Source organism: Hymenobacter sp. APR13, assembly GCF_000737515.1.
In the GTDB taxonomy this organism is placed as follows: Bacteria; Bacteroidota; Bacteroidia; order Cytophagales; family Hymenobacteraceae; genus Hymenobacter.
Genome location: NZ_CP006587.1, coordinates 4,505,875 through 4,530,682 on the forward strand (window position 1 = coordinate 4,505,875; position 24,808 = coordinate 4,530,682).

General features: G+C 63.5%; 21 protein-coding genes. 10 read left to right on the forward strand and 11 right to left on the reverse strand.

Annotated features, from left to right (window positions below; translation table 11 throughout):
* Positions 1 to 88 precede the first annotated feature (88 nt).
* The gene (gene rsgA / locus N008_RS18910; RefSeq protein WP_044017868.1) at positions 89 to 1,015 is read left to right on the forward strand and encodes a ribosome small subunit-dependent GTPase A; all 927 of its coding nucleotides are present in this window, start codon (positions 89 to 91) and stop codon (positions 1,013 to 1,015) included.
* A gap of 233 nt (positions 1,016 to 1,248) precedes the next feature.
* Positions 1,249 to 2,166 (forward strand): NAD(P)-dependent oxidoreductase, encoded by a 918-nt coding sequence (locus N008_RS18915; RefSeq protein ID WP_410471205.1) that lies wholly within the window; start codon positions 1,249 to 1,251, stop codon positions 2,164 to 2,166.
* A 116-nt stretch (positions 2,167 to 2,282) separates the two neighbouring features.
* Here the strand turns inward: N008_RS18915 and N008_RS18920 are convergent, their stop codons facing one another.
* Positions 2,283 to 2,924: a fasciclin domain-containing protein gene (locus tag N008_RS18920; RefSeq protein WP_044017870.1), complete on the reverse strand. Its 642-nt coding sequence runs from the start codon at positions 2,922 to 2,924 to the stop codon at positions 2,283 to 2,285.
* Between the two features lie 188 nt (positions 2,925 to 3,112).
* Here N008_RS18920 and N008_RS18925 point away from each other — a divergent pair, with 188 nt between their 5' ends.
* Positions 3,113 to 3,574, forward strand: a complete 462-nt coding sequence (locus N008_RS18925; protein ID WP_044017871.1) for a peptidylprolyl isomerase — start codon at positions 3,113 to 3,115, stop codon at positions 3,572 to 3,574.
* Positions 3,575 to 3,727: 153 nt separating this feature from the next.
* Here N008_RS18925 and N008_RS18930 read toward each other — a convergent pair whose 3' ends face one another.
* Entirely contained in the window at positions 3,728 to 5,284 is a 1,557-nt protein-coding gene (locus N008_RS18930) for a sigma 54-interacting transcriptional regulator (protein ID WP_044017872.1), read from the reverse strand.
* Between the two features lie 85 nt (positions 5,285 to 5,369).
* Entirely contained in the window at positions 5,370 to 6,476 is a 1,107-nt protein-coding gene (locus N008_RS18935; protein ID WP_044017873.1) for a vWA domain-containing protein, read from the reverse strand.
* Between the two features lie 157 nt (positions 6,477 to 6,633).
* Here N008_RS18935 and N008_RS18940 point away from each other — a divergent pair, with 157 nt between their 5' ends.
* Complete coding sequence (locus N008_RS18940) at positions 6,634 to 6,915, forward strand: DUF427 domain-containing protein (protein ID WP_044017874.1); 282 nt, start codon at positions 6,634 to 6,636, stop codon at positions 6,913 to 6,915.
* A 376-nt stretch (positions 6,916 to 7,291) separates the two neighbouring features.
* Positions 7,292 to 7,927 carry a hypothetical protein gene (locus N008_RS18945; RefSeq protein ID WP_044017875.1) on the forward strand — a complete coding sequence of 212 codons (636 nt, stop codon included), beginning with the start codon at positions 7,292 to 7,294 and terminating at the stop codon, positions 7,925 to 7,927.
* Between the two features lie 198 nt (positions 7,928 to 8,125).
* On the opposite strand, the gene N008_RS18950 is transcribed toward N008_RS18945, so the two are convergent.
* Positions 8,126 to 9,103 (reverse strand): acyl-ACP desaturase, encoded by a 978-nt coding sequence (locus N008_RS18950; protein WP_044017876.1) that lies wholly within the window; start codon positions 9,101 to 9,103, stop codon positions 8,126 to 8,128.
* 115 nt (positions 9,104 to 9,218) lie between these two features.
* Complete coding sequence (locus N008_RS18955; protein ID WP_156109412.1) at positions 9,219 to 10,910, reverse strand: hypothetical protein; 1,692 nt, start codon at positions 10,908 to 10,910, stop codon at positions 9,219 to 9,221.
* A 382-nt stretch (positions 10,911 to 11,292) separates the two neighbouring features.
* Here N008_RS18955 and N008_RS18960 point away from each other — a divergent pair, with 382 nt between their 5' ends.
* Positions 11,293 to 12,966, forward strand: coding sequence for a hypothetical protein (locus N008_RS18960; RefSeq protein WP_044017878.1), 1,674 nt, complete (start codon positions 11,293 to 11,295; stop codon positions 12,964 to 12,966).
* Positions 12,967 to 13,141: 175 nt separating this feature from the next.
* On the opposite strand, the gene N008_RS18965 is transcribed toward N008_RS18960, so the two are convergent.
* Both N008_RS18965 and N008_RS18970 read right to left on the reverse strand, forming a co-directional pair.
* On the reverse strand, positions 13,142 to 14,050 hold the full coding sequence (locus N008_RS18965; protein WP_052381747.1) for a glycosyltransferase family 2 protein: 909 nt from the start codon (positions 14,048 to 14,050) through the stop codon (positions 13,142 to 13,144).
* A 220-nt stretch (positions 14,051 to 14,270) separates the two neighbouring features.
* Positions 14,271 to 15,578, reverse strand: a complete 1,308-nt coding sequence (locus N008_RS18970; protein ID WP_044017879.1) for a hypothetical protein — start codon at positions 15,576 to 15,578, stop codon at positions 14,271 to 14,273.
* Between the two features lie 73 nt (positions 15,579 to 15,651).
* Here N008_RS18970 and corA point away from each other — a divergent pair, with 73 nt between their 5' ends.
* Entirely contained in the window at positions 15,652 to 16,857 is a 1,206-nt protein-coding gene (gene corA / locus N008_RS18975; protein WP_156109413.1) for a magnesium/cobalt transporter CorA, read from the forward strand.
* Between the two features lie 151 nt (positions 16,858 to 17,008).
* Here the strand turns inward: corA and N008_RS18980 are convergent, their stop codons facing one another.
* The 3 genes from N008_RS18980 to N008_RS18990 all read right to left on the reverse strand — a co-directional run bounded on the left by N008_RS18980 (position 17,009) and on the right by N008_RS18990 (position 20,985).
* Positions 17,009 to 18,121, reverse strand: coding sequence for an AAA family ATPase (locus tag N008_RS18980; RefSeq protein WP_197062904.1), 1,113 nt, complete (start codon positions 18,119 to 18,121; stop codon positions 17,009 to 17,011).
* Between the two features lie 120 nt (positions 18,122 to 18,241).
* Positions 18,242 to 18,844 (reverse strand): hypothetical protein, encoded by a 603-nt coding sequence (locus N008_RS18985; protein WP_044017880.1) that lies wholly within the window; start codon positions 18,842 to 18,844, stop codon positions 18,242 to 18,244.
* 17 nt (positions 18,845 to 18,861) lie between these two features.
* Positions 18,862 to 20,985, reverse strand: a complete 2,124-nt coding sequence (locus N008_RS18990) for a hypothetical protein (RefSeq protein WP_044017881.1) — start codon at positions 20,983 to 20,985, stop codon at positions 18,862 to 18,864.
* 193 nt (positions 20,986 to 21,178) lie between these two features.
* Here N008_RS18990 and N008_RS18995 point away from each other — a divergent pair, with 193 nt between their 5' ends.
* The gene (locus N008_RS18995; protein ID WP_156109414.1) at positions 21,179 to 21,790 is read left to right on the forward strand and encodes a hypothetical protein; all 612 of its coding nucleotides are present in this window, start codon (positions 21,179 to 21,181) and stop codon (positions 21,788 to 21,790) included.
* 64 nt (positions 21,791 to 21,854) lie between these two features.
* Positions 21,855 to 22,382, forward strand: a complete 528-nt coding sequence (locus N008_RS19000) for a hypothetical protein (RefSeq protein ID WP_071884572.1) — start codon at positions 21,855 to 21,857, stop codon at positions 22,380 to 22,382.
* Between the two features lie 117 nt (positions 22,383 to 22,499).
* Here the strand turns inward: N008_RS19000 and N008_RS19005 are convergent, their stop codons facing one another.
* Complete coding sequence (locus tag N008_RS19005) at positions 22,500 to 23,066, reverse strand: FKBP-type peptidyl-prolyl cis-trans isomerase (protein WP_081910892.1); 567 nt, start codon at positions 23,064 to 23,066, stop codon at positions 22,500 to 22,502.
* A 246-nt stretch (positions 23,067 to 23,312) separates the two neighbouring features.
* Here N008_RS19005 and N008_RS19010 point away from each other — a divergent pair, with 246 nt between their 5' ends.
* Positions 23,313 to 24,770: an APC family permease gene (locus N008_RS19010; protein ID WP_044019114.1), complete on the forward strand. Its 1,458-nt coding sequence runs from the start codon at positions 23,313 to 23,315 to the stop codon at positions 24,768 to 24,770.
* Positions 24,771 to 24,808 lie beyond the last annotated feature (38 nt).

Consider the following 24,808-nt stretch of genomic DNA (forward strand, 5'->3'; position numbering starts at 1 on the left):
TAGTGCGTTCTACAGCTCAACCCTGCTACTCAGTTACTCAACTGCTCAGTTACTCCTTACTCAGATACTCCTTTACTCAGTTACTCTCATGACCGGAACCGTTGTAAAATCCACAGGCTCGTGGTATGTGGTGCGCGAAACCGGCACGGGGCAGCTGCACCGCTGCCGACTGCGCGGCAAGTTCAAGATCAAAGGCCTGAAAGTGAGCAACCCGCTGGCCGTGGGCGACGAGGTGGCCTTCACGGTAGAAGAGCAGACCGAAGGTGCCGGCGTAATCCACCACATCGAGCCGCGCCGCAATTACATCATCCGGCGCTCGGTGCACAAAACTGAGCACGCCCACATCGTCGCCGCCAACCTCGACCAGGCCATGCTGGTGGTCACGCTGGTTTCGCCGGCTACCTCGTTCGGCTTCATCGACCGGTTTCTGGTGACGGCCGAGGCCTACCGGATTCCCGTGACGCTGCTTTTCAACAAAACTGACCTCTACGACGAAGACCTCGCTGACTACCAGGAGCAGATTCTGGACATGTACCAGCGCATCGGCTACCCGGGCATGCGCTGCTCGGCCCACACCGGCGAGGGCGTGGCGGAAATCGACGCCCAGCTCAACGGCAAAACCACCCTGCTCTCCGGCCACTCCGGCGTGGGCAAAAGCACGCTCATCAATGCACTGGTGCCCGACCTGGACCTGAAAACCGCCGAAATCAGCGAGTTTTCCGACAAGGGCGTGCACACCACCACCTTTGCTGAGATGCTGGAAGTGCGCCCCGGCACCTTCCTCATCGACACGCCCGGCATCAAGGAACTGGGCCTCGTGGACATGAAAGCCGGCGAGCTGGCCCACTACTTCCCCGAAATGCGCGCCCTGCTCAACCAGTGCCGCTACCACAACTGCCAGCACCTGCACGAGCCCGGCTGCGCCGTGCGCGAAGCTGTCGACAAAGGCCGCATCGCCCTCCCCCGCTACGACAGCTACGTAAGCATGCAGCAAGCCGACGACAATCGGAAATAGGTGTTTTTTTGGTGATGAGGTGATGGGGTGATGAGGTGACAGGTGACAGGTGACAGGTGACAGGTGACAGGTAAAATAAGAACGTCATTCCGAGCAGCGCGAGGAATCTCGCATGCTGATGCCTGACTACTATTGCAAAGTCAGCACGCGAGATTCCTCGCTTCGCTCGGAATGACGTTCATACGTTATAACCCCTGCTACTTTTCACCTGTTACCTGTCACCTCATAACTTCATCACCTCATCACCTCATCACCAAAAAACACTCTTGACACAGCATAACGTAGCCTTCCTCGGCCTGGGAAATATGGGCGAGGCCATGGCCAAAAACCTTCTGAAGGCCGGGCACCGCCTCACCGTCTACAACCGCACGGCCAGCAAAGCCGCCGACCTCGAAAAGCTGGGCGCCACCGTGGCCGCCACCCCCGCCGCCGCCGTTGCCGACGCGGCCTTTGTGTTCTCCATGGTCACGGATGACGCCGCCCTACTGGAGCTGTGCCTGGGGCCCGATGGGCTGGTCGCTGCTCTGCCCGCCGGCGCCGTGCACGCCTCGTGCAGCACCGTGGCCCCCGACACCAACCGCCGCCTGGCCGAAGCCCACGCCCAGCACGGCAGCACCCTGGTAGCCACGCCCGTCTTTGGCAAGCCCGACGTGGCGGCCGCGGCCAAGCTCTGGCTGGCCGCTTCCGGTGAAGCCAGCGCCCGCCAACGCCTCGCGCCGCTGCTGGAGGCCCTCGGCCAGGGCGTCCACGATTTCGGCGACGACCCCGGCGCAGCCAGCACCGTGAAGCTCTGCGGCAACTTCATGCTGGGCGCTGCCATCGAGGCTATGGCCGAAGCCTTCACGCTGGCCCAGAAAAGCGGCCTCGACCGGCAGCAGGTGTACGAGTTCTTCACCTCCACCCTCTTCAACACGCCCATCTACAAAGGCTACGGCAAGCTGGTGGCCGAGCGCCACTACCAGCCCGTAGGCGCGGCCCCGGTCATCATCCGCAAAGACATGCGCCTGGTGCTGGATGAATCGCGCACGCACCTGGTGCCCATGCCCTTCGCCAACATCCTCCACGACCACCTCTCCACCACCGTGGCTAAAGGCGAGCAGGGCGACTGGGCCGGCTTTGCCGAGCGCATCACCGACGGCGCCGGGCTGTAAGCCAAGCCCGACGGCAAGCCCTACAGCCAGCACAACACCCACAAAAACGACCGGCCGAATGGCCGGCTTTTTTGTGTTCATCTGACGTCCTTATTCAGCGTGTCAGATGAGCAATACTACTCTGCCGTGGGCAGCAGCACACCGTCGATAACGTGCGTCACGCCGTTGCTAGAGATGACGTCGGCCGTAGCCACGTTCACTGGAGCATCTTTGCCGTTGCTGAGCATCACTTTGCCATCCTTCACCATCACCGACAGCTGCTGACCGTTGACGGTGGTCAGTTTCTGGCCGTCTTTCAGGTCCTGGGCCAGCAGGCGGCCGGCAATTACGTGGTAGGTGAGCACGCCTTTCAGCTTGTCTTTGCTTTCGGGCTTGAGCAGGCCGTCGAGCGCACCTTTGGGCAGCTTGTCGAAGGCAGCGTTGGTGGGGGCAAACACCGTGAACGGACCGGGGCCGCTGAGCGTGCCATCGAGGCCGGCGGCCTGCACGGCCTTCACCAGCGTGGTTACGCTGCTGGCCTGCACGGCATTCTGCACGATGTTCTTATCAGGCGTCATGGCCACGCCGTCTACCATCACGCCTTCGGGCTTCGCCATGCGGGCCGAGTCAGTCATCATCGCCGTGGAGTCGACAGTAGTGGCCATGTCGGTCATGGTGGTGGTTTCGGCGGTTTTGTTGTCGCCGCAGCTTGCCAAGGCAAACGAGAGCAGGCCAGCCGACAGAACACTCAGGGAAGCGGTGCGCAGATTCTTTTTCATAAAAACGGAAAGTGGATTGGTGGAAAGGCGGCGGCTCCGGTCGGAGGGCGCCGTGGTAGTGTGCTTACGAAACTGTTGCGGCACCCGGATGTTTATGCCGCAACTGAATTGGTTACCTTTGCGCCCGGTACCGCACCCGCGGACCCGGGCCCTGCGTATAGGTGCCGTTAATCCTAATTTCCTTCCTTATGAAGACTGCCGAAATCCACACCAACAAGGGCGTGATGAAAGTGGAGTTCTACGAACAAGATGCTCCCAAAACCGTGAAGAACTTCACCGACCTGGCCCAGCAGGGCTTCTACGACGGCCTGAAGTTTCACCGCGTCATCCCCAACTTCGTGATTCAGGGCGGCTGCCCCAACTCGCGCGATGGTGCCAAAGGCATGGCCGGCACCGGCGGCCCCGGCTACAAAATCGACTGCGAGCTGACCGGCGACCACCAGTACCACGAGCGCGGCGCCCTGAGCATGGCTCACGCCGGCCGCAACACCGGTGGCAGCCAGTTCTTCATCGTGCATGACCGCCAGAACACTGCCCACCTCGACCGCAACCACACCGTGTTCGGCAAAGTGGTAGAAGGCCTCGACGTGATTGACCAGATTCAGGCCAACGACGAGATTCAGAAAATCGTGGTAACCGAGCAAGCGTAACTGCCAGCTTATCCAAACGCTAAACGCCCCGCGCACCTTTCGGTACGCGGGGCGTTTTTGTAGCGCGAACTTTGTAGTTCGCGTCCCCGCACCGTTGCAATCGTCTGAACGGCGCGAGGGCGCGAAATGCAAAGTTCGCGCTACTGGTTTTGGCTACCGACGGCGGCCGCGCTGGGGCTTCTCGTCTTCGTCGTCCTCGTTGTCGTCCTCGCCGAAGCTGGGCATGGTGAACATGCTGCTGAGCAGGTCCTTGAACTGGGCACCGGCCGTGAGGCGGTTGCGCGAAATCAGGCTGTACTCGCTCAGGCCGTGGAGCAGGAACTCCATCAGGAAGTAGGTGTGCTCGGGCGTTTCGTTGGGGTGCAGCTCCGTCACGATGTCGCGCAGGCCGGGTACCTGGTCGAGCACGGCGCGGTAGTCTTTCGTGCTGGCATCGTGGAGCAAATCCACGGTGTGGCCTGAGCCGAACCACTCCTGCACCGTTTTGTAGGGCGAGGGGCGGCCTTTAAGCTTCTTGGCTTTGTCGGGGTCAGGGAAGTAGTTCAGGAACAGGGTGCGGATGGCCTTGCCCATCAGCTTCTCGGCCACGATGCCGGCTCCCTCCTGCTCGCCTTCGTACACCAGCTCCACCTTGCCCGTCACGGCCGGCACTGCCGAAATGAAGTCACCGAGGCGCACGTAGGTGGTGGCTTCACCGTTGATGAGGGCGCGGCGCTCGGCGCCGGCCACTACCTGCTCGTAGGCCGAGATGGTGAGGCGGGCCGACACGCCCGACTTGGCGTCCACGAACTCCGAAGCGCGGGCCTCTACGGCCACCTGCTCCACGAGGTCATGAATCACTTCGTTGGTGGTTACCATGCCTTTCTGCACGTCCTGGATGCGGGCTTCCTGCTTGGTAATGCGCTTGCCGATTTCGATGGATTTCGGGTAGTGCGTGATGATCTGGGCGTCGATGCGGTCCTTGAGGGGCGTTACGATAGAGCCACGGTTAGTGTAGTCCTCGGGGTTGGCCGTGAACACAAACTGCAGGTCCAGCGGCAGCCGCACCTTGAAGCCCCGAATCTGGATGTCGCCTTCCTGCAGAATATTGAACAGCGACACCTGGATGCGGGCCTGCAAGTCGGGCAGCTCGTTAATCACGAAAATGCCCCGATGCGCCCGCGGAATCAGGCCGAAGTGGATCACCCGCTCATCGGAATACGGCAACCGCAGCGTGGCCGCTTTGATGGGGTCGGCGTCGCCGATGAGGTCGGCTACAGATACATCGGGGGTCGCCAGCTTCTCGGTGTAGCGGTCCTGGCGGCCCATCCAGGTCACGGGCGTGTTGTCGCCGTGCTCGGCAATCAGGTTTTTAGCGAATACCGACAGCGGCTGCAGCGGGTCGTCGTTGAGCTCGGAGCCGGCCACTACCGGTACGTACTCATCGAGCAGGCCGATGAGCAGGCGGGCAATGCGGGTTTTGGCCTGGCCGCGCAAGCCCAGCAGGTTGATGTGGTGGCCGGCCAGAATGGCGCGCTGCAGCTCGGGAATCACGGTTTCCTCGTAGCCGAAGATGCCGGGAAACACGTCCTCTTTGCTTTGGAGTTTCTTGATCAGGTTGTCGCGCAGCTCCTGTTTCACGGAGCGCGGCTGATAGCCCGCCTGCTTCAGAGCACCGAGGGTGGTGATTTGCTGGAGCTGGTCGGCGGAGAGAGAATCGTAAGAAGGCATGAAGGGAGAATAGAATGAGCGAATGGAAAGAGGTAGACAGTAGCGCGAACTACAAAGTTCGCGCTACTGCGAGGCCGTTCAGCCGTTACACGTTTTTGCGGCGGTTGCGCTTGTAGTCCTCGAAAATCATGTGGCCGAGGCCTTTGAGCGACGAGTAATACGCCTTACCCTGGTTGACCTCCGTGAATTCCTCCACAAAGCGGCGCAGGTACGGGTCGTCGGCAATCATGAAGGTGGTGATGGGCACTTTAATGCGGCGGGCCGAGGCGGCCAGGTTCAGGGTTTTGTTGACCACTTTGCGGTCGAGCCCGAACGAGTTTTTGTAGTAGCCGCCAGCTTCCTTCAGGCAGGTGGGCTTGCCGTCGGTAATCATAAAGATCTGCTTGTTGGGCGTTTTGCGCTTGCGCAGCAGGTCCAGGGCCAGCTCCAGGCCGGCCACGGTGTTGGTGTGGTAGGGGCCCACCTGCAGGTAGGGCAGCTCCTTCACCTCAATCTGCCAGGCGTCGTTGCCGAACACAATCACGTCGAGGAAGTCCTTGGGGTACTTCTGCTTCACCAGCTCGGCCAAAGCCATTGCCACCTTCTTGGCCGGCGTGATGCGGTCCTCGCCGTACAGAATCATCGAGTGCGAAATGTCAATCATGAGCACGGTGCTGGTCTGGCTTTTGTGCTCGTTTTCGCGCACTTCCAGGTCGCCCTCAGTCAGCATGAAGTTGTCGCCGTCCATGCCGTGGTTGAGCTGGGCGTTGCGGATGCTCTCGGTCATGGAAATCTGGTCGAGCGAGTCGCCGAAGCGGAACTCCCGCATGTCGGTGCTCTGCTCGTCGCCCTGGCCGGTGTGGGGCGTGCGGTGGTTGCCCTGCCCCGACTTCTTGAGCTTGCCGAAGATTTCCTCCAGCGCCGACTTACGAATCGTCTGCTCGCTTTTGGCCGTGATGTTGAACGAGCCCGGCTCCTGCTCGTTCTCGTCGATGTAGCCCTTCTTCTTGAGGTCCTCGATGAAGTCGCCCATGCCGTAGCCGTCGTCGGTGAGGCCGTACTGCTTATCCAGCTCGTTCAGCCAGGAAAGCGCCTCGCCCACGTCGCCGCTGGTAATGGTGACCAGCTGCATAAATATCTTGAAAAGGGAGTCGAAGCCTTTCTCAGTCGACTCCTCGGGCACGAAATCCCGAAAACGAAAGCCTGCGGACATAAAAATTGGGGGAGTGAGCTTTTAGAACAACGGAAGCCGGTTTTTAGTTGTCGGGGGAGTAGGTAGTAGTTGCCAGTTGTTGGTTGTCAGTTGTTAGTACGAAACCAGACAGCCAACAACTACAACCTGACAACTAACAACTAAAACCCGACTACCCATGAAAGCCATCTGGAACAACACCGTCATTGCCGAAAGCGACGAAACCGTGGTCGTTGAAAATAACCACTATTTCCCGGCCGATTCTATCAAACGGGAGTTTTTCGAGGACAGCATTGCGCACACTTCCTGCCCCTGGAAAGGCCGGGCCAGCTATTATTCCCTGCGCGTAAGCGGCGAGCTGAACAAAGATGCCGCCTGGTATTACCCCGAACCCAAGGAGGCAGCCCAGCAAATTAAGGGCCGGGTGGCCTTCTGGAAAGGCGTACAAGTGCAAAGCTAAACCTACGCTTTATCTGAAAGCCGGAAGCCGATGAAAGCCGTTCACGCTTTGCATTGGCTTCCGGCTTTTTTACGCCAATTTGCCTCAGCAAGCTAGTAGGAACCTAGCAGTCTGTATGCCGTTCATGATCAGGCTCGGTGTCAAGCCCCTAGTTGGTTGTACTGCTGCCCATCCAGAAAATACAATACTGGCATTTGTCCGTTTTTAATTTGTATTTGACCGAGAATGAGGTACCTTGCGTATATATTGCGCATTCTCTGCGTGGCCTATCATTATTCATTGGCCCGCTTGGATTGCTCTTTCACCGGTCCTTCGGGGCCGAAGGCCCGCACTCGGTCGGGCTAGCAACTTGTACCACTCTTCCTAACCACTTTTTATGAAAGCTCCCATTTTCGCCTTACTCGGCACTGCCCTGGTTACCGCCACTGCCTGTGATTCGTCGCGTACGGCAGTGGAAGACACCTCTTCCAGCACTCCAACCGTAGAGAATACGGCCTCTACCGAACCCGTGAGCTTCACGCGCGAAATCACGCAGGGCGACTCCCGCTTCGAGATTCGCACGACCGGTGAAAGCGCCCAGCGCCAGCTCACCATCCGCGCCTACCGCGGCTCGGCTCTCTCGGCCGACCCCGTACGGGTTGACATCAACGGTGCCGTGCGCGACGCCGTTTCGGCTGACCTGAACGGCAACGGCAAGCCCGAACTGTACATCTTCACCGACAACGCTTCGGCCAACGGTGGTTTCTACGGCTACGAGTTCGGCGAGCGGGGCTACACGCCCGTAACCTCGCCCGGCATGATTACGGGTACCGCCGCCACCGGCTACAGCGGCAAAGACACGTACATGCTCAGCAACGGCATGCTCAGCCGCTCGTTCCCGGTAACTACCGCCACGGCCTCTACCACTGACGGCACCACGCCGGCCGCTACCACCCCCACCAGCCGCACCATCACCTACAAGCTGGGTGCCGACGGCAAATGGACCATGGGCCAGGTAATGGACGGCCAGTAAGAATCACGGATTTCTCCGGATTAGACGGATGGGGCGGATTTTGTAGCCGACTTATCACGTAGCCGGAAAGCAAAAAAAGGAGGCTTGCCAAACGGCAAGCCTCCTTTTTTATGTGTTCAGTTAATTGACAAGAGACCGGATCAGTGTCGACTACAAAATCCGACTAATCCGCTTAATCCGGAAAAATCCGTGATTAGGTTAGTCGATCCACTTAAAGCGGTATTCCAGCTTGGGCACCGACATACGGTCGGCGACGCGGCGCAGGCGGTTGGGCAGGGCCATCACGTAGTCACGGGCTTTCTCGGCAGGACCGGTGAGGCCAGTTACGTCGGCTACTTTCCAGTCGGTGAGCAGGGTTTCGAGGATGTCGGTGTAGTCTTGGCTGGTGTACACGCCGAGGCGCTGGGCGGCGTCGGTGAAGTGACCGAAGGTTTTGCCCATCTCGATGCCCATTTCACGCATGTAGTGCGCTGGCATCACAATCTTCTTGCGCATCATGTCCTCGAAGGCCAGCATCATTTCCGAAGGATCAACTTCGAAAATTTTCTCCACGAACGTCTTGTAGACGCGGGCGTGGCGGTTTTCGTCGCCGGCAATCATGCCGCAGATCTTGGAGAGGCCGTCGTCGCCGACTTTGCGGGCCAGCTGGCCCACACGGCGGTGAGAGAGGTTGGTGGCCGTTTCCTGGTAGCTGGTGTACACGAAGGCGCGGTACGGGTCGTGAGCGGTGCCTAGGTCGAAGCCGTCGGCAATCAGGTACTGCGTGCTGACCTCGAACTCGCGCATGTTCACGCGGCCGCTCAGGTAGAGGTAGCGGTTGAGCAGGTCGCCGTGGCGGTTTTCCTCGGCTGTCCAGCCCCGGATCCACTGGGCCCAGCCATTGTTGGGGTCGCGACCCAGATCATCGAGCTGATGAAACCAAGCTTCGTAGTTGGGCAGGGCTTCCTCGGTGATAGTGTCGCCGATAAGTACGGCCAGCAGGTCGTAGCTGAGGCCTTTGGCACGCTCGCGCAGCAGCTTTACCTCATCGAAGAAGTTTTCGAGACGCGAATCGGGCAGGTAGTCGGCGGGCTGCCAGCTGTCTTCCACGCTTTTGAGGAAGGTGCCCAGGTTTTCGCGCAAAAACGGCTCGAGGTGCTGCAAAACCTCTCCGCGGGTGATGGTCGTGGCAATCATGGCAGTGGAACTAAGCAATAGGGGAAAAGGAGAGTGACCCAAAGGTATATAACCACTACCCGGTATTGCACCGAATAAGTCCGGAACGCCGCCTATAAAATTATGGCCTTTTCGATTATTGCGCTGTGTTCCCGCGCATTTCATAGGCCCGGGCAGCGCCGGTTCTGGCGTTGCGGGCCTGAATTCTCGCCCCCTGCAAAGGCAGCGCCCGGGGTAGAATTGGTACTAATCGAACACGCGGCCCGGCCGGCCGGGCGAGCTGCCGGTTGATAATGGCGGCCGTTTCGGGCGTGAGAATCCAAGCTACGCCGGGCCGGCTGGCCAGGCGGCGCAGGCTCTCGGGAAAATGGCGCGTACCGGTGAGCTGCCGCCGCCATGCTGCCTGCGAGGGATGCAGCGTCAGCCAGCCAGCCACGGGCATATAGCGGGCTTCTGGCCGGGAGGTGCCGGAATAGTGGCCCGGCAGCAGCGGCCCTACTGCAAAAGGCGACTCCGATTTGCCGGTGGCCTCGAAAGCGTCGGACACGATTAGCTGCGAGGCGGCGCTGCCGCGCTGCCGCGTAAGCCAGCCCAGCTGCTGCCGGGCCAGCTGGTTGTGCTGCCGCTCCTGCCCCAGCACAGCCGCGCGGTGCGCGGTTTTGTAGGCGTAGGGCCCGGCCACCAGCGCCAGCGCCCCCAGCAGCACCCAGGGCGCCCGCCGTCCGGCCACCGGCAGCACCGCCGCCAGGTTGCCCAGCAGCCAGATATCGAGCAGCGGCAACGCGAGGCGGGGCGGCAGCTTGAGCACCGCGGCCAGCGCCAGCACCAACCCGGCAAACAGAGCCTGCACCAGCCAAAAACCACGGGGCCGCCCCGTTGCGGCAGCCAGCAGCCAGCCGCTGGCCGCCAGCAGCAGTAGCAGCGGGAAATAGTCGCGCAGGAGCTGCGGCAGCGCCAGCCGGAGCTTGGCTGGCGCTAGGGTGCGCAGGAAATAGGCCGGCGTGGGCAGGGGCGCGGCACGGTCGAAAAGTCGCTCGTTTACGAGCGTGGAATCGGCCAGCAGCCAGTGCCGGGCGGCGGCCAGCCCGAGGCTGTCGGCGGGCGAGAGGCCGATGGTGGGTTGGTAGAGCTGAAAGTCCAGCAGGTTGGACTTGCGCACATCGAGGCGGCGGAAAGTGGCCGTGGCGGGGCTCCAGGTCAGGTTCAGCCAGAGGGCCCCAGCTATGGCCACCACAGCCGCCCCACCCAGCATCGGCAGAGCCCGGCGGCCGCCCAGCCACCACGCTCCCGGCGCGGCCGCCAGCAGCCCCAGTACGGCTGCGCTGGGCCGAATCAGCCAGCCCAACCCGAAGGCCAGCAGCCCCAGTGCCAGCGCGACGCGGCTGGCGGGGCGCTGCGCGGCCGTGAGCACGCCCACGCCCGCCAGCAGCAGCGGCACCCGCACGTAGCTGAACCAGAAGCCGTGCTCCAGCCAGGCCACCAGGAAAAACAACGTCAGCAGCCCCGCAATCCAGGGGCCCGGCAGCCGGCCCAGCAGCAGCCGGTCAAGGAAGGTGAAGGCGCCGACGGTGGCGGCATAGAGCAGGCCGTAGAGCAGCAGCGCGTACCAGGGCACGGCAGGCGCCACCTGGTAGAGCCAGCTCAACGCGGCGCCCAGGCCGTGGAAATACAGGTGCAGGTCGGTGACGGGAGTTGCCGCGCTGGTGCCGCGCAGCAACTGCATGATGGCTACGTCGTCGTTGGTTTCACAGTACGCCCCCAGCCCCCACCCCACGACCAGCAGCAGCAGCGCCGGCAGCAGCACCCGTCGGATTAGTTTAGCTGGCATTTTTCTGGGTGACAGGTGATGGATTGACAGGTGACAGGTGACAAGAGAAGAACGTCATTCCGAGCGGAGCAAGGAATCTCGCGTGCTGACGCTGTGCTATAGCTGTGCTGTAAATGTACGCAGCAAAAAGGCTGTCGAACGACTGCGGGCAAGCGGCTGCCCTTGCCCCTCCACTCCTTGCCTAGACGCTACAAAATTGCCCCTGAATAACCGCAAGCCTTCCAATCCAGCGCAGAAACGTCAGCACGCGAGATTCCTCGCTCCGCTCGGAATGACGTTCTCGCATTACCCCTTATTCCTTGTCACCTGTCACGTGCCCCCTATCACCTCATAACTTCATCACCAAAAACCACCTCACCACTTAATCACCATCTTTGCCGGTGTGAATCACCGCCTGCTTTTCCGCTTTCCTACGCTGGCCCTGGTGCTGGTGCTGGTCGTGACCGTGGCCTTTTTTGGGCTGGCCCACGAGGGCCTCTACGACCTCGACGACTACCTCTACGCCCGCTACGCGCAGGCCCTGGCCAGCGGCACCTACCGCCCCCTCCCCGACCCGCAGCACCTGCTTCACGACCCGCTGCAGGAGCGCCTGCTGATTTTCGGGCCCGTGGCGGCGCTCTACCGGCTGCTGGGCGTGAACATTATCAGCACCACGCTTTGGCCGTTGCTGTGTACACTGGGCTGCGCCGGCATCATCTGGCAGCTGTACCGGCGGCGCGAGCCGCTGGTGGCAGCCGGCGCTGTGCTGCTGCTGGGGCTGCACTACTTCACCCTCAACCTGAGCATCTATCTCTACCCCGACAACGTGCTGATGTTCTGGTGCCTGGCCGGGGCGGCGGCGCTGCTGGCGGGGCGGCGTGCAGGGCAGCTTCGACCGGTGGCCTGGGGCGCGGGCTTCGCTGTGTTGAGCTTCGCGGGGCTGCTTAGTAAGGAAACCATCGTGTTTTACCTGCCCTTTTACCTGGGCCTGCTGGCGCTGGATACCTGGCGGAAGCAGCACGGCCGGTTGTGGCGCACGGCGCTGCTGACGAGCGCGGGTTTGCTGGCCGCCTACTTGCTCTACTACCAGCTGCTCACCGGCGACGTGCTCTACCGTTACCACATCATCGAGCAAACCAACGCCTACATGCGCGACGGCAACTACGTGCAGGGCCACGCCGAGGCTCTGCTGGGCCGCGTAACGTGGCAGCCGCTCGACTTTTTTGTGGCGTTGGGTATGGGCGTGATGCTAGTACTGGCCGTAGCCGCCGGCTTCGGCCGCCGCCGCCCGGGTGGCCCAGCAGATGCGGCCACGTCTGACGATGAGGCCGGGTTCTGGGTGGCGCTGGCGGCCAGCACGCTGGCGTTCTACTGGTGGGGCAGCACCTCCCTGCACGAGTACAACCCGATTTCGCTGCAGGCCCGCATGGTGACGCCGCTGCTGCCGCCGCTGGCGCTGGCGGCCGGGTTTGGGCTGCGCAACCTCTGGCAAACCGGGCGCGGAAGCTGGCTGATCGGGCTGGTGCTGCTGGGCTTTGCGGGCTGGCTGCACAACGGCGTATCGGTGCTGTACGGTGGGCTGGGCCTGCTACTACTGGCTGTAGCCGGACTGCGCTACGTACGCAGGCTGCCCGGCTGGCTCACGCCGGGCACCTCGGGTTTTGGGGCGCTGCTGCTGGGCACGCTGGCGCTACTGCTGCTGGTGCGGCCGGTGTACTACATGCGCAAGCCCAGCGTATCGGCTCACTTTGCGCAGGCGCGGCTGCTGAAAACCCACCTGCCCGCCAGCCGCCGCGGGGTGGTGTTCACCGATGATATGCTGCTGCGGCACGCCGATTTCTACTACGGCTTCCGCCCCACCCCCGGCCTGCACTACGAGCGGTTCGCACGGCGCGACTCCATAGCCCGCCGCCCCGGCGACAAATCGTGGCTGCTGCTCAACCGCGCCACCCTGCAGAACGACGAGCTCACCCGCAAGCTCATCCAATACTCCGCCGACTCCATGCTGACCTGGTTCCCCCGCCGCCAGTTAGTTGCACAGGATGGACCGGTGGAGTTGTATGAGGTGATGAGGTGACAAAATAAGAACGTCATTTCGAGCAGAGCGAGGAATCTCGCTTGCGGGCTAATTCCCTAAAACTGTATCACCTGAAAATATTCGTCTGGCTCCCCCTCTCTGCAGGAGAGGGGGCCGGGGGGTGAGGCCCACGCGAGATGCTTCGGCTGCGCCTCTGCATGACGTTCTCACCTCATCACCCCCTCACCTTCAGATACGCTCCTATTCCGTGCTCAATCAGCCCGGCGCCGCCCAGCTCGCGCAGTAGGGCGTACAGGTCGCGGGCTTCGGGGAGGTTGCCCCAGCGGGCGGCCTGGCGCAGCTCCCAGCGTACCCGCTCGGCCAGCGCTTCGCGCTCTGCGGCGGTGCGGCAGAGCGCGGCGGCTTTGTGGCAGATGCGGATGGTGGAGGCCACCAGCGGGTCGCCGGGCCGGTAGCCCTGCGCCGACATGGAGCGCGGATGCAGGCGTTTTTCGGTCAGGATTTCGTCCTGGTAGCTGAACTGCCAGTTGCGGGAGGCCCGCACCCAGAAATCGAAGTCCTCGTAGGCCAGCGTTTCGTCGTAGCCGTTGAGCTGCTCCAGCGTGGCGCGCCGCATCATCATGGACGGCGCGCTGATGAAAAACCGGCGTAGCACGTCCTCAAATACCCAGCCCGACGCGGGAGCCGGCTGCAGCGCACCCGTAGGACCGGGCGCGTGGAACAGCCGCTGAAACTCCCCGGCCTCGGTGTGCAGAGCCACGTTGCCGTAGAGCATGCCGTAGCTGGCATCCAGCTCCTGAAACCGCGCCACCTGCCGCGCCACCCGCTCGGGCAGCAGGATATCGTCGGTGGCGAAGTCGATAAGAAACTCACCTTGGCTCTGGAAGAAAGCCCGGTTGAATGCCGCACAATTGCCGATGTTTTGGGGCAGAAAAACCGTTTTCCACTCCGGATGCGCGGCAGCGTACTCGCGCAGCACCGCTATGCTGTCGTCGGTGCTGCCATCATCCACCAGAAACACCTCCAGCCGCGGGTACGTCTGGGCCAGAATGGAATCCAGCGCGGGCCGCAGGAAGCGGGCGTGGTTGTAGCAAAGCGCCACAATGGTAACCAGAGGCGTCATTTCTTCTGTGGTGATGAGGTGATGGGGTGACAGGTGACAGGTGACAGGTGACAGGTGATGGGGTGATGGGGTGACAAAGTAAGCACGTCATTCCGAGCGGAGCGAGGAATCTCGCCCGTGTAGTGAAGGATTCTACTGCGCTGGCAAGATTCCTCGCTTCGCTCGGAATGACGTTCTGTTTGCTTCTTCTTACCTACCCCATCATCACCTCATCACCCCATCACTTCATCACCTCCCCAACCCAAAACCGCCGAAAATACCAGCCGCACCAGAGCAGCAGCAGACCGTGGCGCAGCGCCGAGGCCCACACCGCTCCCACCAAACCCAGCCGCGGCAGCAGCAGCGCCAGGGCCGCGGCGTACAGCACCGCCGAGGCTGCCTGCAACGCTACGTAGCGCCCTACGCGGGCCTGGGCCGTGAGCACCATCACCAAAGGCCACGCTACAAACCGCAGCCAGTCGCCTAGCAGCTGGGGGCCCAGCAGGCTGGCGGCCGCCCCGAAACGGGCCTCAAATAGCACCGGCAGCAGCCAGTGGCGCAGCGCGTAGAGCAAACCCAGGCCGGCGGCCAGCAGCGGCACCAGCATCCGCAGCACCGTGCGTACCCAAGCCCGCTGCGCGGCTGGCTGAGGCGCCAGCGCCGCCAGCCGCGGGTAATACACGCTGCTCATCACGGCCGTCATCACCATGGTGTAGTTGTCGGAGAGCTTGGCTACGGCCTGCCAGAGGTCGGTTTCGGCGAGGCTGAACTGCCGGATCAGCAGCTCCCGCACCGCAAAGTCCACAGCCTTTCCGAACAGCAGCAGCCCCACGGCCATCAGCAGGAAGCGGCCCAGGCCCCGCAGCGCGGCTTTGCTCAGGCGGCCCGGCCACAGCGCCGGCAGCAGCCCGGCCCGGTGCGTCAGCCAAAGGGCGGGCAGCAGCGTGGCACCCTGAGCCAGCAGATACGCCAGCAGCGCCGTGGTTGCCGCGCCGCCGCCGGCCAGCACCATCGCCACCGCCGCCGGCCCCAGCAAGCTCAGCGCTACCGTCAGGCCAACGTAGGCGCGCAGCTGCCCGGCAGCCAGCAACACGGCGCCCAGCAGCGCATAGGCCGTGAGCAGCGCAATGCCCAGCCCAAACAGCGCCACCCAGCCCACCGAGGGCTGAAACACTCCCACCAGCGGCCCCGGAAACAGCAGCAGCGCCAGCAGCCCCAGGGCCAGCGCGGCCCCGTTCAGCAGCAGCGCGGCCCCCAGCCACGCCCGGTAGCGGCCGGCGCGGGCCGGCAGCGGCGCCAGATATTTCACCAGGCCCACGTGCGTGCCGTCGTTGGGCAGCGTCGTGAACAAGGCCATCAGGTTCTGGAAGTGCGCCAGCAGCGTGAGGCCGCCGGGGCCGCCGTACACGGCCAGCAGCTTGTTGAGCAGCAGTGCCCCTGCCGCACGCGCCACCACGGCCACGCCCGAGCCTACCGAGCCGCGCACAAACTGCCGGGCGGCGGGTGGCGCGGCGGGCGGCGTGGCGGCGGATGGGCGGGCAACTGACATGGGCCCCAAAAGTACGCCGGCCAACTTTCTCCCCGCCTTCCGCCGTACATTGGCCTCAATCCGCCTCCCTTCTATGGAACCCGCTTCTCCCACAGCCGCCGCCCCGCTGCTGCCGCCCCCCGATGCCTCCACCGAGCCCACGCCCGAGCGCCGGCATTCCGTGGCCGACCGCGCCGACACCCGCTTGGCCCGCGAGGCCCACGTGGGCCAGCGCCCGGGCACACTCACCATCCGCGAAGGCTCGCTCACGCCCCGGCTGTTTTTGATTTCCTACGACGAAAATTCCTGCCAGGAGCGCGAATACGACGACTATCAGGAGCTGCTGGCCTACTTCCACGGCCACCCCGAGCTGCGCCACTGGATTGATGTGCGCGGCTACAACGACCTGGAGCTGATGCAGCAGATTATGGCCGACTTCGAGCTGCACCCGCTGCAAATGGAAGACGTGCTGGGCGACTATCAGCGGGCCAAAGTGGACGTGTTCGGCGACAATCGCCTGTTTCTTGTGTCGCGCATGACGGAGTTCACGCAGCTGCTCGAAATCGACGACGACCAGCTCTCCATCTTCACCGGCCCCAACTACGTGCTCACGTTTCAGGACGACTACGTGGACTGCCTCGACACCGTGCGGCAGCGCATCCGGTCGGGTTTCAGCCAGATCAAGCGCAAGCCGCCGCTATACCTGGCCTACGCCCTCACCGACGTGGTGCTCGACCAGTACTACCCCACGATGGCCGCCATCGGCGACTATATTGAGAAGCTGGAAGACCGGATTCTGCAGGACCGCCCCGACCGGCGCGTGCTGGGCCGCATTCTGCGCATGAAAAAGGACATCATCCGGTTCCGGCGCTTCGTGTACCCGGAGCGCGAGAAAGTGGCCGAAATCCTGCGCATGCCCGACGAGATAGTGCCTGAAGAAATGAAGGTCTACTTCCGCGACTGCTACGACCACGCCATCCAGGCCCTGGACTTGGCCGAGAGCTACCGCGAATCGGTGACGAGCCTGGTGGAGCTATTCATGAGCAACCAGAGCAACCGCATGAACGAGGTGATGAAGGTGCTGACCATCATCAGCTCCATCTTCATCCCGCTGAGCTTCGTGGTGGGCCTCTACGGCATGAACTTCCAGCGCGAAAACCCCGACGGCAGCATCAACCACCTCAACATGCCCGAGCTCTACGAGCCCTGGGGCTACCCGGTGCTGCTGGTGGTGCTGGTGAGCATTGTGGCGTTCCAGCTGGTGTATTTCTACCGCAAAGGCTGGCTCACGAATAGGTGAGATACTACAGGTCCTGTCATCCTGAGCTTGCGAAGGACCTTATTTCAGCTGAACGATAATCGTAACAACGACTTGTTCAAGCGTGATAAGATCCTTCGCAAGCTCAGGATGACGATAAATCCACCAACCCACTACCGCACAAACCCACCACCTACCCCCACTTGCGCGGGTCGGTGGTGAGGGCGGAGGCCAGCACGTTCTGCGGCTCGCCGAGCACGGCGTAGACCTGCTGCAGGCGCTCCTCCACGGAGCCCGTGAGCAGCGTGTAGGGGATTTGCAGCATGTCGAGCTGCATGGCCACCATGCCGTGGTGGAAGTCGCGCAGGGCTTCCGGGTCGCGCCAGCCGTCATCTTCGTACGGAATGTCGGGGGCGCAGAGGAAGGTGTGGAAGTAACGCTGCCGGCATTCGGCGGCCAGCGCCATCAGTTCGGGCGCGCAGCGGGCATAGTAGAAGTAGGAGAACTGCGCCGTGGTGGCCGCGTTGGTGTCCACGAACAGGAAGTGGCGGGCGTGCGGCACGGCCTCGTCTTCCAGCTCGCGGTGGCGGTGCGCAATGTAGAGCAGGTCGTCGAAGTCGGTGGCGCCGTTCTTTTCCTCGTGCAGCGTGCGGCCGTACTCGTGCACCCACACGGTGCCGTAGGCCGCGGCCAGCGCCTTGCTGAGCGTGGATTTGCCAGTGCTTTCGGCCCCCATCAGCACAATCTTGCGGATAAACTGGGGCGAGTGAAAGTGCGCCTGCACCACCGGATGCAGGAAGGCATTGTGCCCGTACAGGTCTTCGCGAATCCGGGTGCCGGAAATAGGCACCGTTGTGCGGGCCGGATCTACCCCCACGTACTCAGCGCCGATGTGCGCTGCGAAGCCGGGGCCGTAGTCTTCGGAGGCAAATACCACATCGGGCCGCAGGGGCTGCTGCCGCAGCCAGCGCCGCACAAACTCGCGGTGCGAGTGGTCGTCGGCCTCGTTGGGCGGCACGGGCAGCTGGCCCACCGGCAGGGCCACCACGTGCAGCACCGTGCTACCGATGCGCGGCGGCGTGCCCGGCTCGGACCCAGCCGGCGTGTAAATCTGCCGGATCCAGCTGGCGCGGGTTTCGGCGTCCATCGTGGCCGGATCGGGGTTGGAGTACACCAGCACGTAGAGGTCCTGCACGCGGGCCGCCGCCTGCTCCAGCAGCAGCTGGTGCCCGGCATGAAACGGCAGAAATTTGCCCACCACCAGCCCGATAGGCCAGGATGCAGCGGAAGTAGAAGTTGGGTTCAAGCGCAGTGAAGTTGAGGCCGGCCTGAAAAAGCGGCTGGCTGAACAGGCAATATATTCAGTTTTGCATGGAAGCCGGCCTTGCGGCGCTTGCATGAGCGCGCCCCAACCTCTCCCAGACGGCTATTTCAGCTCCAGGCCCGTACGGCGCAGCTCCGGGCCGGCGGTGCGGTAGAGGTGGTAGGTGTTGGTGCCGGCTTCATATTCCAGCCCGATTTCCGGGGCGCTGCTCTCGAAAGGCTGCCCGCCCAGCAGGCGGCCCTGGCTGTCGTAGAGGTAGGCCTTGCCGGGGCCCGGCTCCGTGATGGCATACACGCGGCGGCCACTGCCAAAGTCGAAGAACTGCACCGGCTTGGCGCCGGAAGTGAGGAAGCGCTGGCCCAGCAGGCGCCGCCCGCCGGCTTCAAACAGATCCAGCTGGCCGCCGGCTTCGCGCACCACCACGAAAGAGCGCCGCTGCTGGTCGGGGATGAGCCGGAACACCGAGCTGCGGCTCCAGGTAGCCACCCGGCGGCGGCTCACGATGTCGCCGGCCAGCGTGAAGGTCACCTGCTCGCCGTGCTGATTGACCACGGTAAGGCGGGTGCGGCTGAGCGTGGGGCCGGCCGCTTCCACCAGCGCCTCGCTCTGCAGCCTCGCACCCATGCTGATGGGGAAGCCCGGGTAGGTGGCGCCCTGCTGATCGAAGGCGTAGACGTAGCCGTTTTCCAGCAGCACCACCAGCACGTCGCGCCCGCCTACGGTTAGGTACAGCGGCTGAGCGGCCAGGTTGAAGTCCAGGCGTTTGGGCTGCCAGTTGGGGTAGGCGTTGCCGTTGGTGTCGTACAGAAACAGGTTTCCGCCCCCCCGGCCACCAGCAGCCGCGGGGCCGCCCCCGCCCCTTCCGGCGACACACTCAGGCCCGTAGCCCGCACCGAGTCGGGCAGGTTGAGCGGAAACTGCGGCGCCGGGCGCCCCTGCTGATCCAGGAAATGCAGCTGCCCGGCCGTGGCCAGCAGGTAGCCGGCGCGGCCGGCCACCGTGCGGCGCTGCAGCCGCCCCACCAGCGGCCCCGGCAGCGAGTCAGACCAGGCCACCACGTTTTCGGGCGTCACGTAGTGCAGCACCTGGGCGGCATCCTGCACCAACACGCCGGGCCGGGTGGCGCCGGCCACCGGCACCAGCAGCGGCGCTCCGGCCAGCGGCGTTTTGAAGGCCAGTACGCTGCCCGTGCCAGTGCTGCCCTGCGGCCGCGCCACGGCCGGACCCACCAACGGATGGCGCAGCAGCAGCTGGCTGAAATACTGAGCGCCTTCTTCCTGCTCATTGGCGGCGGGCACCAGCTGCAGCGCCACCTGCGGAAACCGCTTAAACAACGACTCGTTGCGCAGCAGCCCGGCCCGGCGCTCTTCCACCAGCCCGCGCAGCAGCAGGTTCCAGGCGTTGCGGGTATCCAGCACCACGCTCAGGCGGGCCAGCGGCTGGGTTTCCTGCAGAAAAGCCACCTGCGTGGGCGAGCGGGACCATACGTTTTCGGCGGCCACGTCCTGCAGCCAGGCCCGCAGCGCAGCGGCATCGTCGCCGAACACCAGGTAGCTGCCCACCACGGCCACCACCGGCGCCCGGAAGCCGGCAAACAGCGGCCCCACCAGCCGGGCCGGCAGTTCCGGCACCCCGGTCTGGTGAATCTGGTAGGGCCCTACCCGCTCAAACGACGGGCTGGCGCCCACTACCCGGCGCAGCTGGCCCAGCAGCAGCGCCTGCTGCGCGGGCCGGGCACACCACATCAACGCCAGGCGGCCGGGCTTCACGCGGGCCGTGGGCGGGGCCAGATAGGCCAGCGCCACTTCCTGACTCAGGCCCGCCGTGAGGCTGTCGAGCAGCGGCAGCACGGCCGGGTTGAGGGTATCGGGGCGGGGTGTAGCCGGGCGCGGGCCGCGCAGAACGCCGGCCGGGCCCAGGCCCAAGTGCACCAGCAAGGCCGTGCGCAAGCTCAGCACTTCGGCCATGCGCAGGCGCTGGGCGGGCTGGCCACGCAGCCGCTCGTGCAGGCTGCCGGCCGTGGTTTCGGGGTTGACGAAGCCGTTGAACACCACTTTGTTGCCGGCCAGCTTCATTTCCAGCTGACCGTTGCGGCCCAGGCTGGTCAGGGCCCCGATGCTCGGCCCTACGTCGGCTCGAAAAAACACACCCAGCAGTTGCGGCAGCCGGCGGTAGTTGATCAGCAGCGTGGCGTCCACGTCGCGCAGGCGGAAGAAGTCGGTGCCCTGGAAGTCAGCGGCAACAGTGGGCTGCGCGGGGCCAGCCAGGCGGCGCACCACGGCTTCCACCAGCAGCGGATTAGGACTAAATATCAGGTGGTTGCGGTGGTTGAGAAACGTGAGGCCGCGTCCGGTGCCGGGCTCATTGATTTCGGTGAGCAGCGTGCCCTCGTAGTCGCGGGTGCGCACCCGAAACTGCGGGTCGCGGGCCAGGGCATCCACCAGGCTGCGCACCTGCCGGTACTCGCGCACGCTGCCGATGGGCACCTGCAGCAGCACATCGAAGCGGCCGGGCCCGGTGACGTGTACCGACGTCAGCACGTGCTTGCGGCCCAGAAAGCGCAGCACCACGTTGCGGCTGCCAGTGAGGCTGTCAATCAGCGCCACCGTGTTTTCGAGGTTCTGGAAATACCGCACGGTGGTGAGGTTGTCCCAGACCTGGGTTTCCTTGAGGTGGCGCACCAGCGTGGGCTGGTCGCGGGTGGCGGTTACCAGCACGGCATCGTCGGGCACCAGCGCCCAGGGGTCGAGGGGAACGGCGGCTACCGTGCGCCGGTAGTACACGTACGACGCCAGCGCCGCCAGCAGAAACAGACCGGTAAGAAAGACTAGTAGCTTTTTTGACATTGGAACTCCGGGAGCGGGCGGCAAAAATAGGTATTCAGCCGTAGCCAACCGCTTCGCTGCCCCTCATACGGCGCCGGCCGGCGCGAAGCCGGACCACGCGCCCCCGGCCTAGCGGTTTGGCTTCGCGCCGACGGCCATAGGATGCCGCTAGGTTGGCGCGCAGCCGGTCCGTAAATCTGCTTATCTTCAACCCATGACTTTCTGTGGCAGATTTTTCGGGGTTGGGGCCGCAGGGCTTTCGTTCAAAGCCGGGTTGCTGGCAGCACCGCTGGTGCTGCTTTCGGGCTGCTTTCAGCTGCGCGAGCCCGAGCCCGCCGGCGCGGCCAGCGACTGGCTACCGCCCACCCAGATTGATATTCTGCTGGCTAATTTCACCACGGCCGTGCAGACCCTGAACGTGGTGAACTACGAGCGCACATTTGTGGGGCCGCAGTACCGCTTCCTGCCCGACCCCACGGCGGCCGGCACCGCCACCACGCTGTTTACCAACTGGAGCGTGAACGAGGAGCGCGACTACCTCAACGGCCTGCGCCGCCGCTCCGCCGCCGGCACCGCCCAGAACCAGCTCACGTTCAGTGGCCGCCGCGACCAGTTTTTCACCGCCGACTCGGCCGAGGTTTCGGCCCTCTACCAGCTGAAAATCGTGCAGTCGGACACGGCGTTTCGCTCCACGATGCTGGAAGGCAACATCCGGTTGCTGGTGCGGCGTCGTAATAATGAATGGAAGATAGCCAGCTGGCGCGACCAGCGCACATCCAGCGCCCTGAGCTGGACCGACCTGAAAAAGTATTTTATCCGCAACTGAAGAGTAGCTGAGCAGTTGAGTAGCTGAGTACTTTAGTTTACCTGCCGCTGCCGCATATCCGCCTATGCCCCAACTTACTCAGCTACTCCGTTACTCGGTTACTTTCTGCGCCGTGGGAGCCGCAGGCTGCAACCCGTTTGCTCCTGGCCTCGACGACCAGCCCACCGACCCCAACCAGCTGCTGGGCAACCCCGTGACGGTGCGCGGCTTTTTCGAGCGGTTCCGCAGCGCCTATCAGCTGCGCGACTCCACGCTCTACGGCCAGCTGCTCGACCGGCGCTTCACGTTCACGTACCGCGACTTCGCGGCCAACGTGGACCGCACCTGGAACCGCGACGTGGAAATTGCCACCACCTACCGCCTGTTCCGGGCCTCGCGCACCGCCAACCTGCAATGGACCCAGTACCTGCCTACCACCGACACGCTGTTTTCCGACACGCTCGTGTACGTGGAGCGGGCTTTCCAGCTCAGCATCGAGCAGCGCGACAACCAGCAGTTCAGCGGGGCCGGCTCGGCGCGGCTGGTGCTGGTGCGCCGCCAGAAAGGCGACCCATGGCGCATGCGCAGCTGGTACGACCGGAGCGAGTTTTAGGGCTTCTACCCAATCTTCACGCTACGACGCCCACAGCGCATACATCCTGCCCCCCAAAACCAACGGGGCGGCCGCCAGAGATTTCCAGCGGCCGCCCCGTTCGGCAAGCAATACTACTTATTGGATGTTGGTCAGCTCCACGTCGAAGCGCAGGGGCGCGTCGGGCGGGATAACGCCGTTGGCGCCGGCTGGCCCATAGGCCAGCTCCGACGGCATCAGCAGAATGGCCTTTTCGCCTTTGCGCATCTGCGCGATGCCCAGCTCCCAGCCCGTAATGACCTGGCCGCCGCCCACGCGGTACACAAACGGCACCGGCTGGCCGTCGGCCCCAATACGCGACTTATCGAACACTTGATTGTTGCTGATCAGGCTCCCCTTGTACACCACCGAAGCCTGCTGGCCGGCGGTAGGCAAGTTGCCGGTACCGGGCGTTTTGGTGATGATGTAGAGGCCTGAAGGCTGCCGACGGGCCGTGGTGAAGCTGCTGTCGGCAATGTATTTGGTAATGGCCAGCGAATCGGCTGTGCGCACCTGCTTCTGGCGCAGCAATGCCTGAGCGTTCAGAGCGTCAATGTCGATACCGGAGTCGTTGCAGGCCGTGAGAAGCGCACCCGACGACAGCAGCAGGCTGCCAGCCAGCAAGTATCGAGCGGAAGAAACAGTGCGAAGAAAAGAAGGGAGCATAGGGAGAAAAGAGAAAAAGTCTGATCAGGAACAAGAGTACAGCTGGGGCCTATAGGTTGCAGGCCGCTGAGCGTCCACCAAAAGTAAGCACATTACCCAGCCGGCCCCTGCTTGCTGCTTAGTACAGCGCCCGTGGCCCCAATGGTTCCGGGTTGCCGGTTTCTGGAGCTGCCACGGCCCCGTATGGTATTCGATGCTCAGAATACTTCTATCTTCCCGGCCCAAATCCTGTTTTCGCTCTTTTTTATGTCTGAGAAACAAGGCCATTTTCAGCGGGCCATTACGCTGTTCGACGCCATCATGATTGTCACCGGCAGCATGATTGGCTCCGGTATTTTTATTGTCTCGGCCGGCATTGCGCGGCAGGTTGGCTCGGCGGGCTGGCTGCTGGTGGTGTGGCTGATTACGGGCTTTATCACGCTGGCCGGCGCCGTGAGCTACGGCGAGCTGGCGGCCATGTTCCCGAAGGTGGGCGGGCAGTACGTGTACCTGCGCGAGGCCTACAACAAGCTGGTGGCCTTCCTCTACGGCTGGTCGCTGTTCCTTGTGATTCAGACTGGCGTAATTGCGGCCGTGGCCGTGGCGTTTGCGCGGTTTGTGGGCGTGCTGGTGCCGTGGTTCAGCGAGCAGAACGTGCTGTTTGAGCTGGGCCCGCTGAAGTTTTCCACCGTGATGCTGCTGGCCATCTTCATGCTGGTGGGCCTCACCTGGGTGAACTCGCGCGGGGTGCGCGGCGGCAAACTCATCTCCAACATCTTCGGCAGCACCAAGCTGGTGGCGCTGGCGTTGCTCATCCTGTTCGGGCTGGCCCTGGGCATCAGCGACCAGGCCGTGAGCCTCAACTTCCACAACATGTGGGAGGCCGTGAGCTACGACGCCGCCGGCCAGGGCACGCCGCTTACCACCTGGGGCCTGGTAGGCGCCATCGGCCTGGCCATGACCGGCTCCCTGTTCAGCTCCGACGCCTGGAACAACATCGGCTTCTCCGGCGACGAAATCGTGCGGCCCGAGCGCACCATCGTACTCAGCATGGCCATCGGCACCGGCATCGTGACGGGGCTGTACCTGCTCATCAACCTGGTGTATCTGTTGGTGCTGCCGCTGCACGGCGACCCGGCCGCCGCCGCCTCCGACCTCATGAGCCGCGGCATCATGTATGCCGCCGACGAGCGGGTAGGGACGGCCGTGGCCGGCAGCATTCTGGGCAAAGTGGGCGCCGGCTTCATGGCCGTGCTCATCATGATCAGCACGTTTGGGGCCAACAACAGCATCATCCTGAGCGGCGCCCGCGCCTACTACGCCATGGCCAAAGACGGCCTGTTCTTCCCTGGCATGGCCCGCCTCAACAAGGCCGGCGTGCCCGGCGTGGCGCTGTGGGCGCAATGCATTTGGGCCTGCGGGCTGTGTTTGTCGGGTTCCTACGGGCAGTTGCTCAACTACGTGATGTTCTCGGTGATTCTGTTCTACGTCATCACCATCATCGGCATCTTCGTGTTGCGCCGCACCCGTCCCGAGGCGCCCCGCCCCTATCGCGCACTCGGCTACCCGGTGATTCCGCTGCTGTACGTGGTGCTGGCGTCGGCCTTCTGCGTCATCCTGCTGGTGTCGCCCACCACGGCCCGCGACGCGGGCCTGGGGCTGCTGCTGGTAGCGCTGGGCGTGCCGGTGTACTACCTGTTCGGCAAGCGCTTCGGCGGACAATAACGGCCCCGGCGCTCCGCCGCGGCTACTTTCAACAAGAA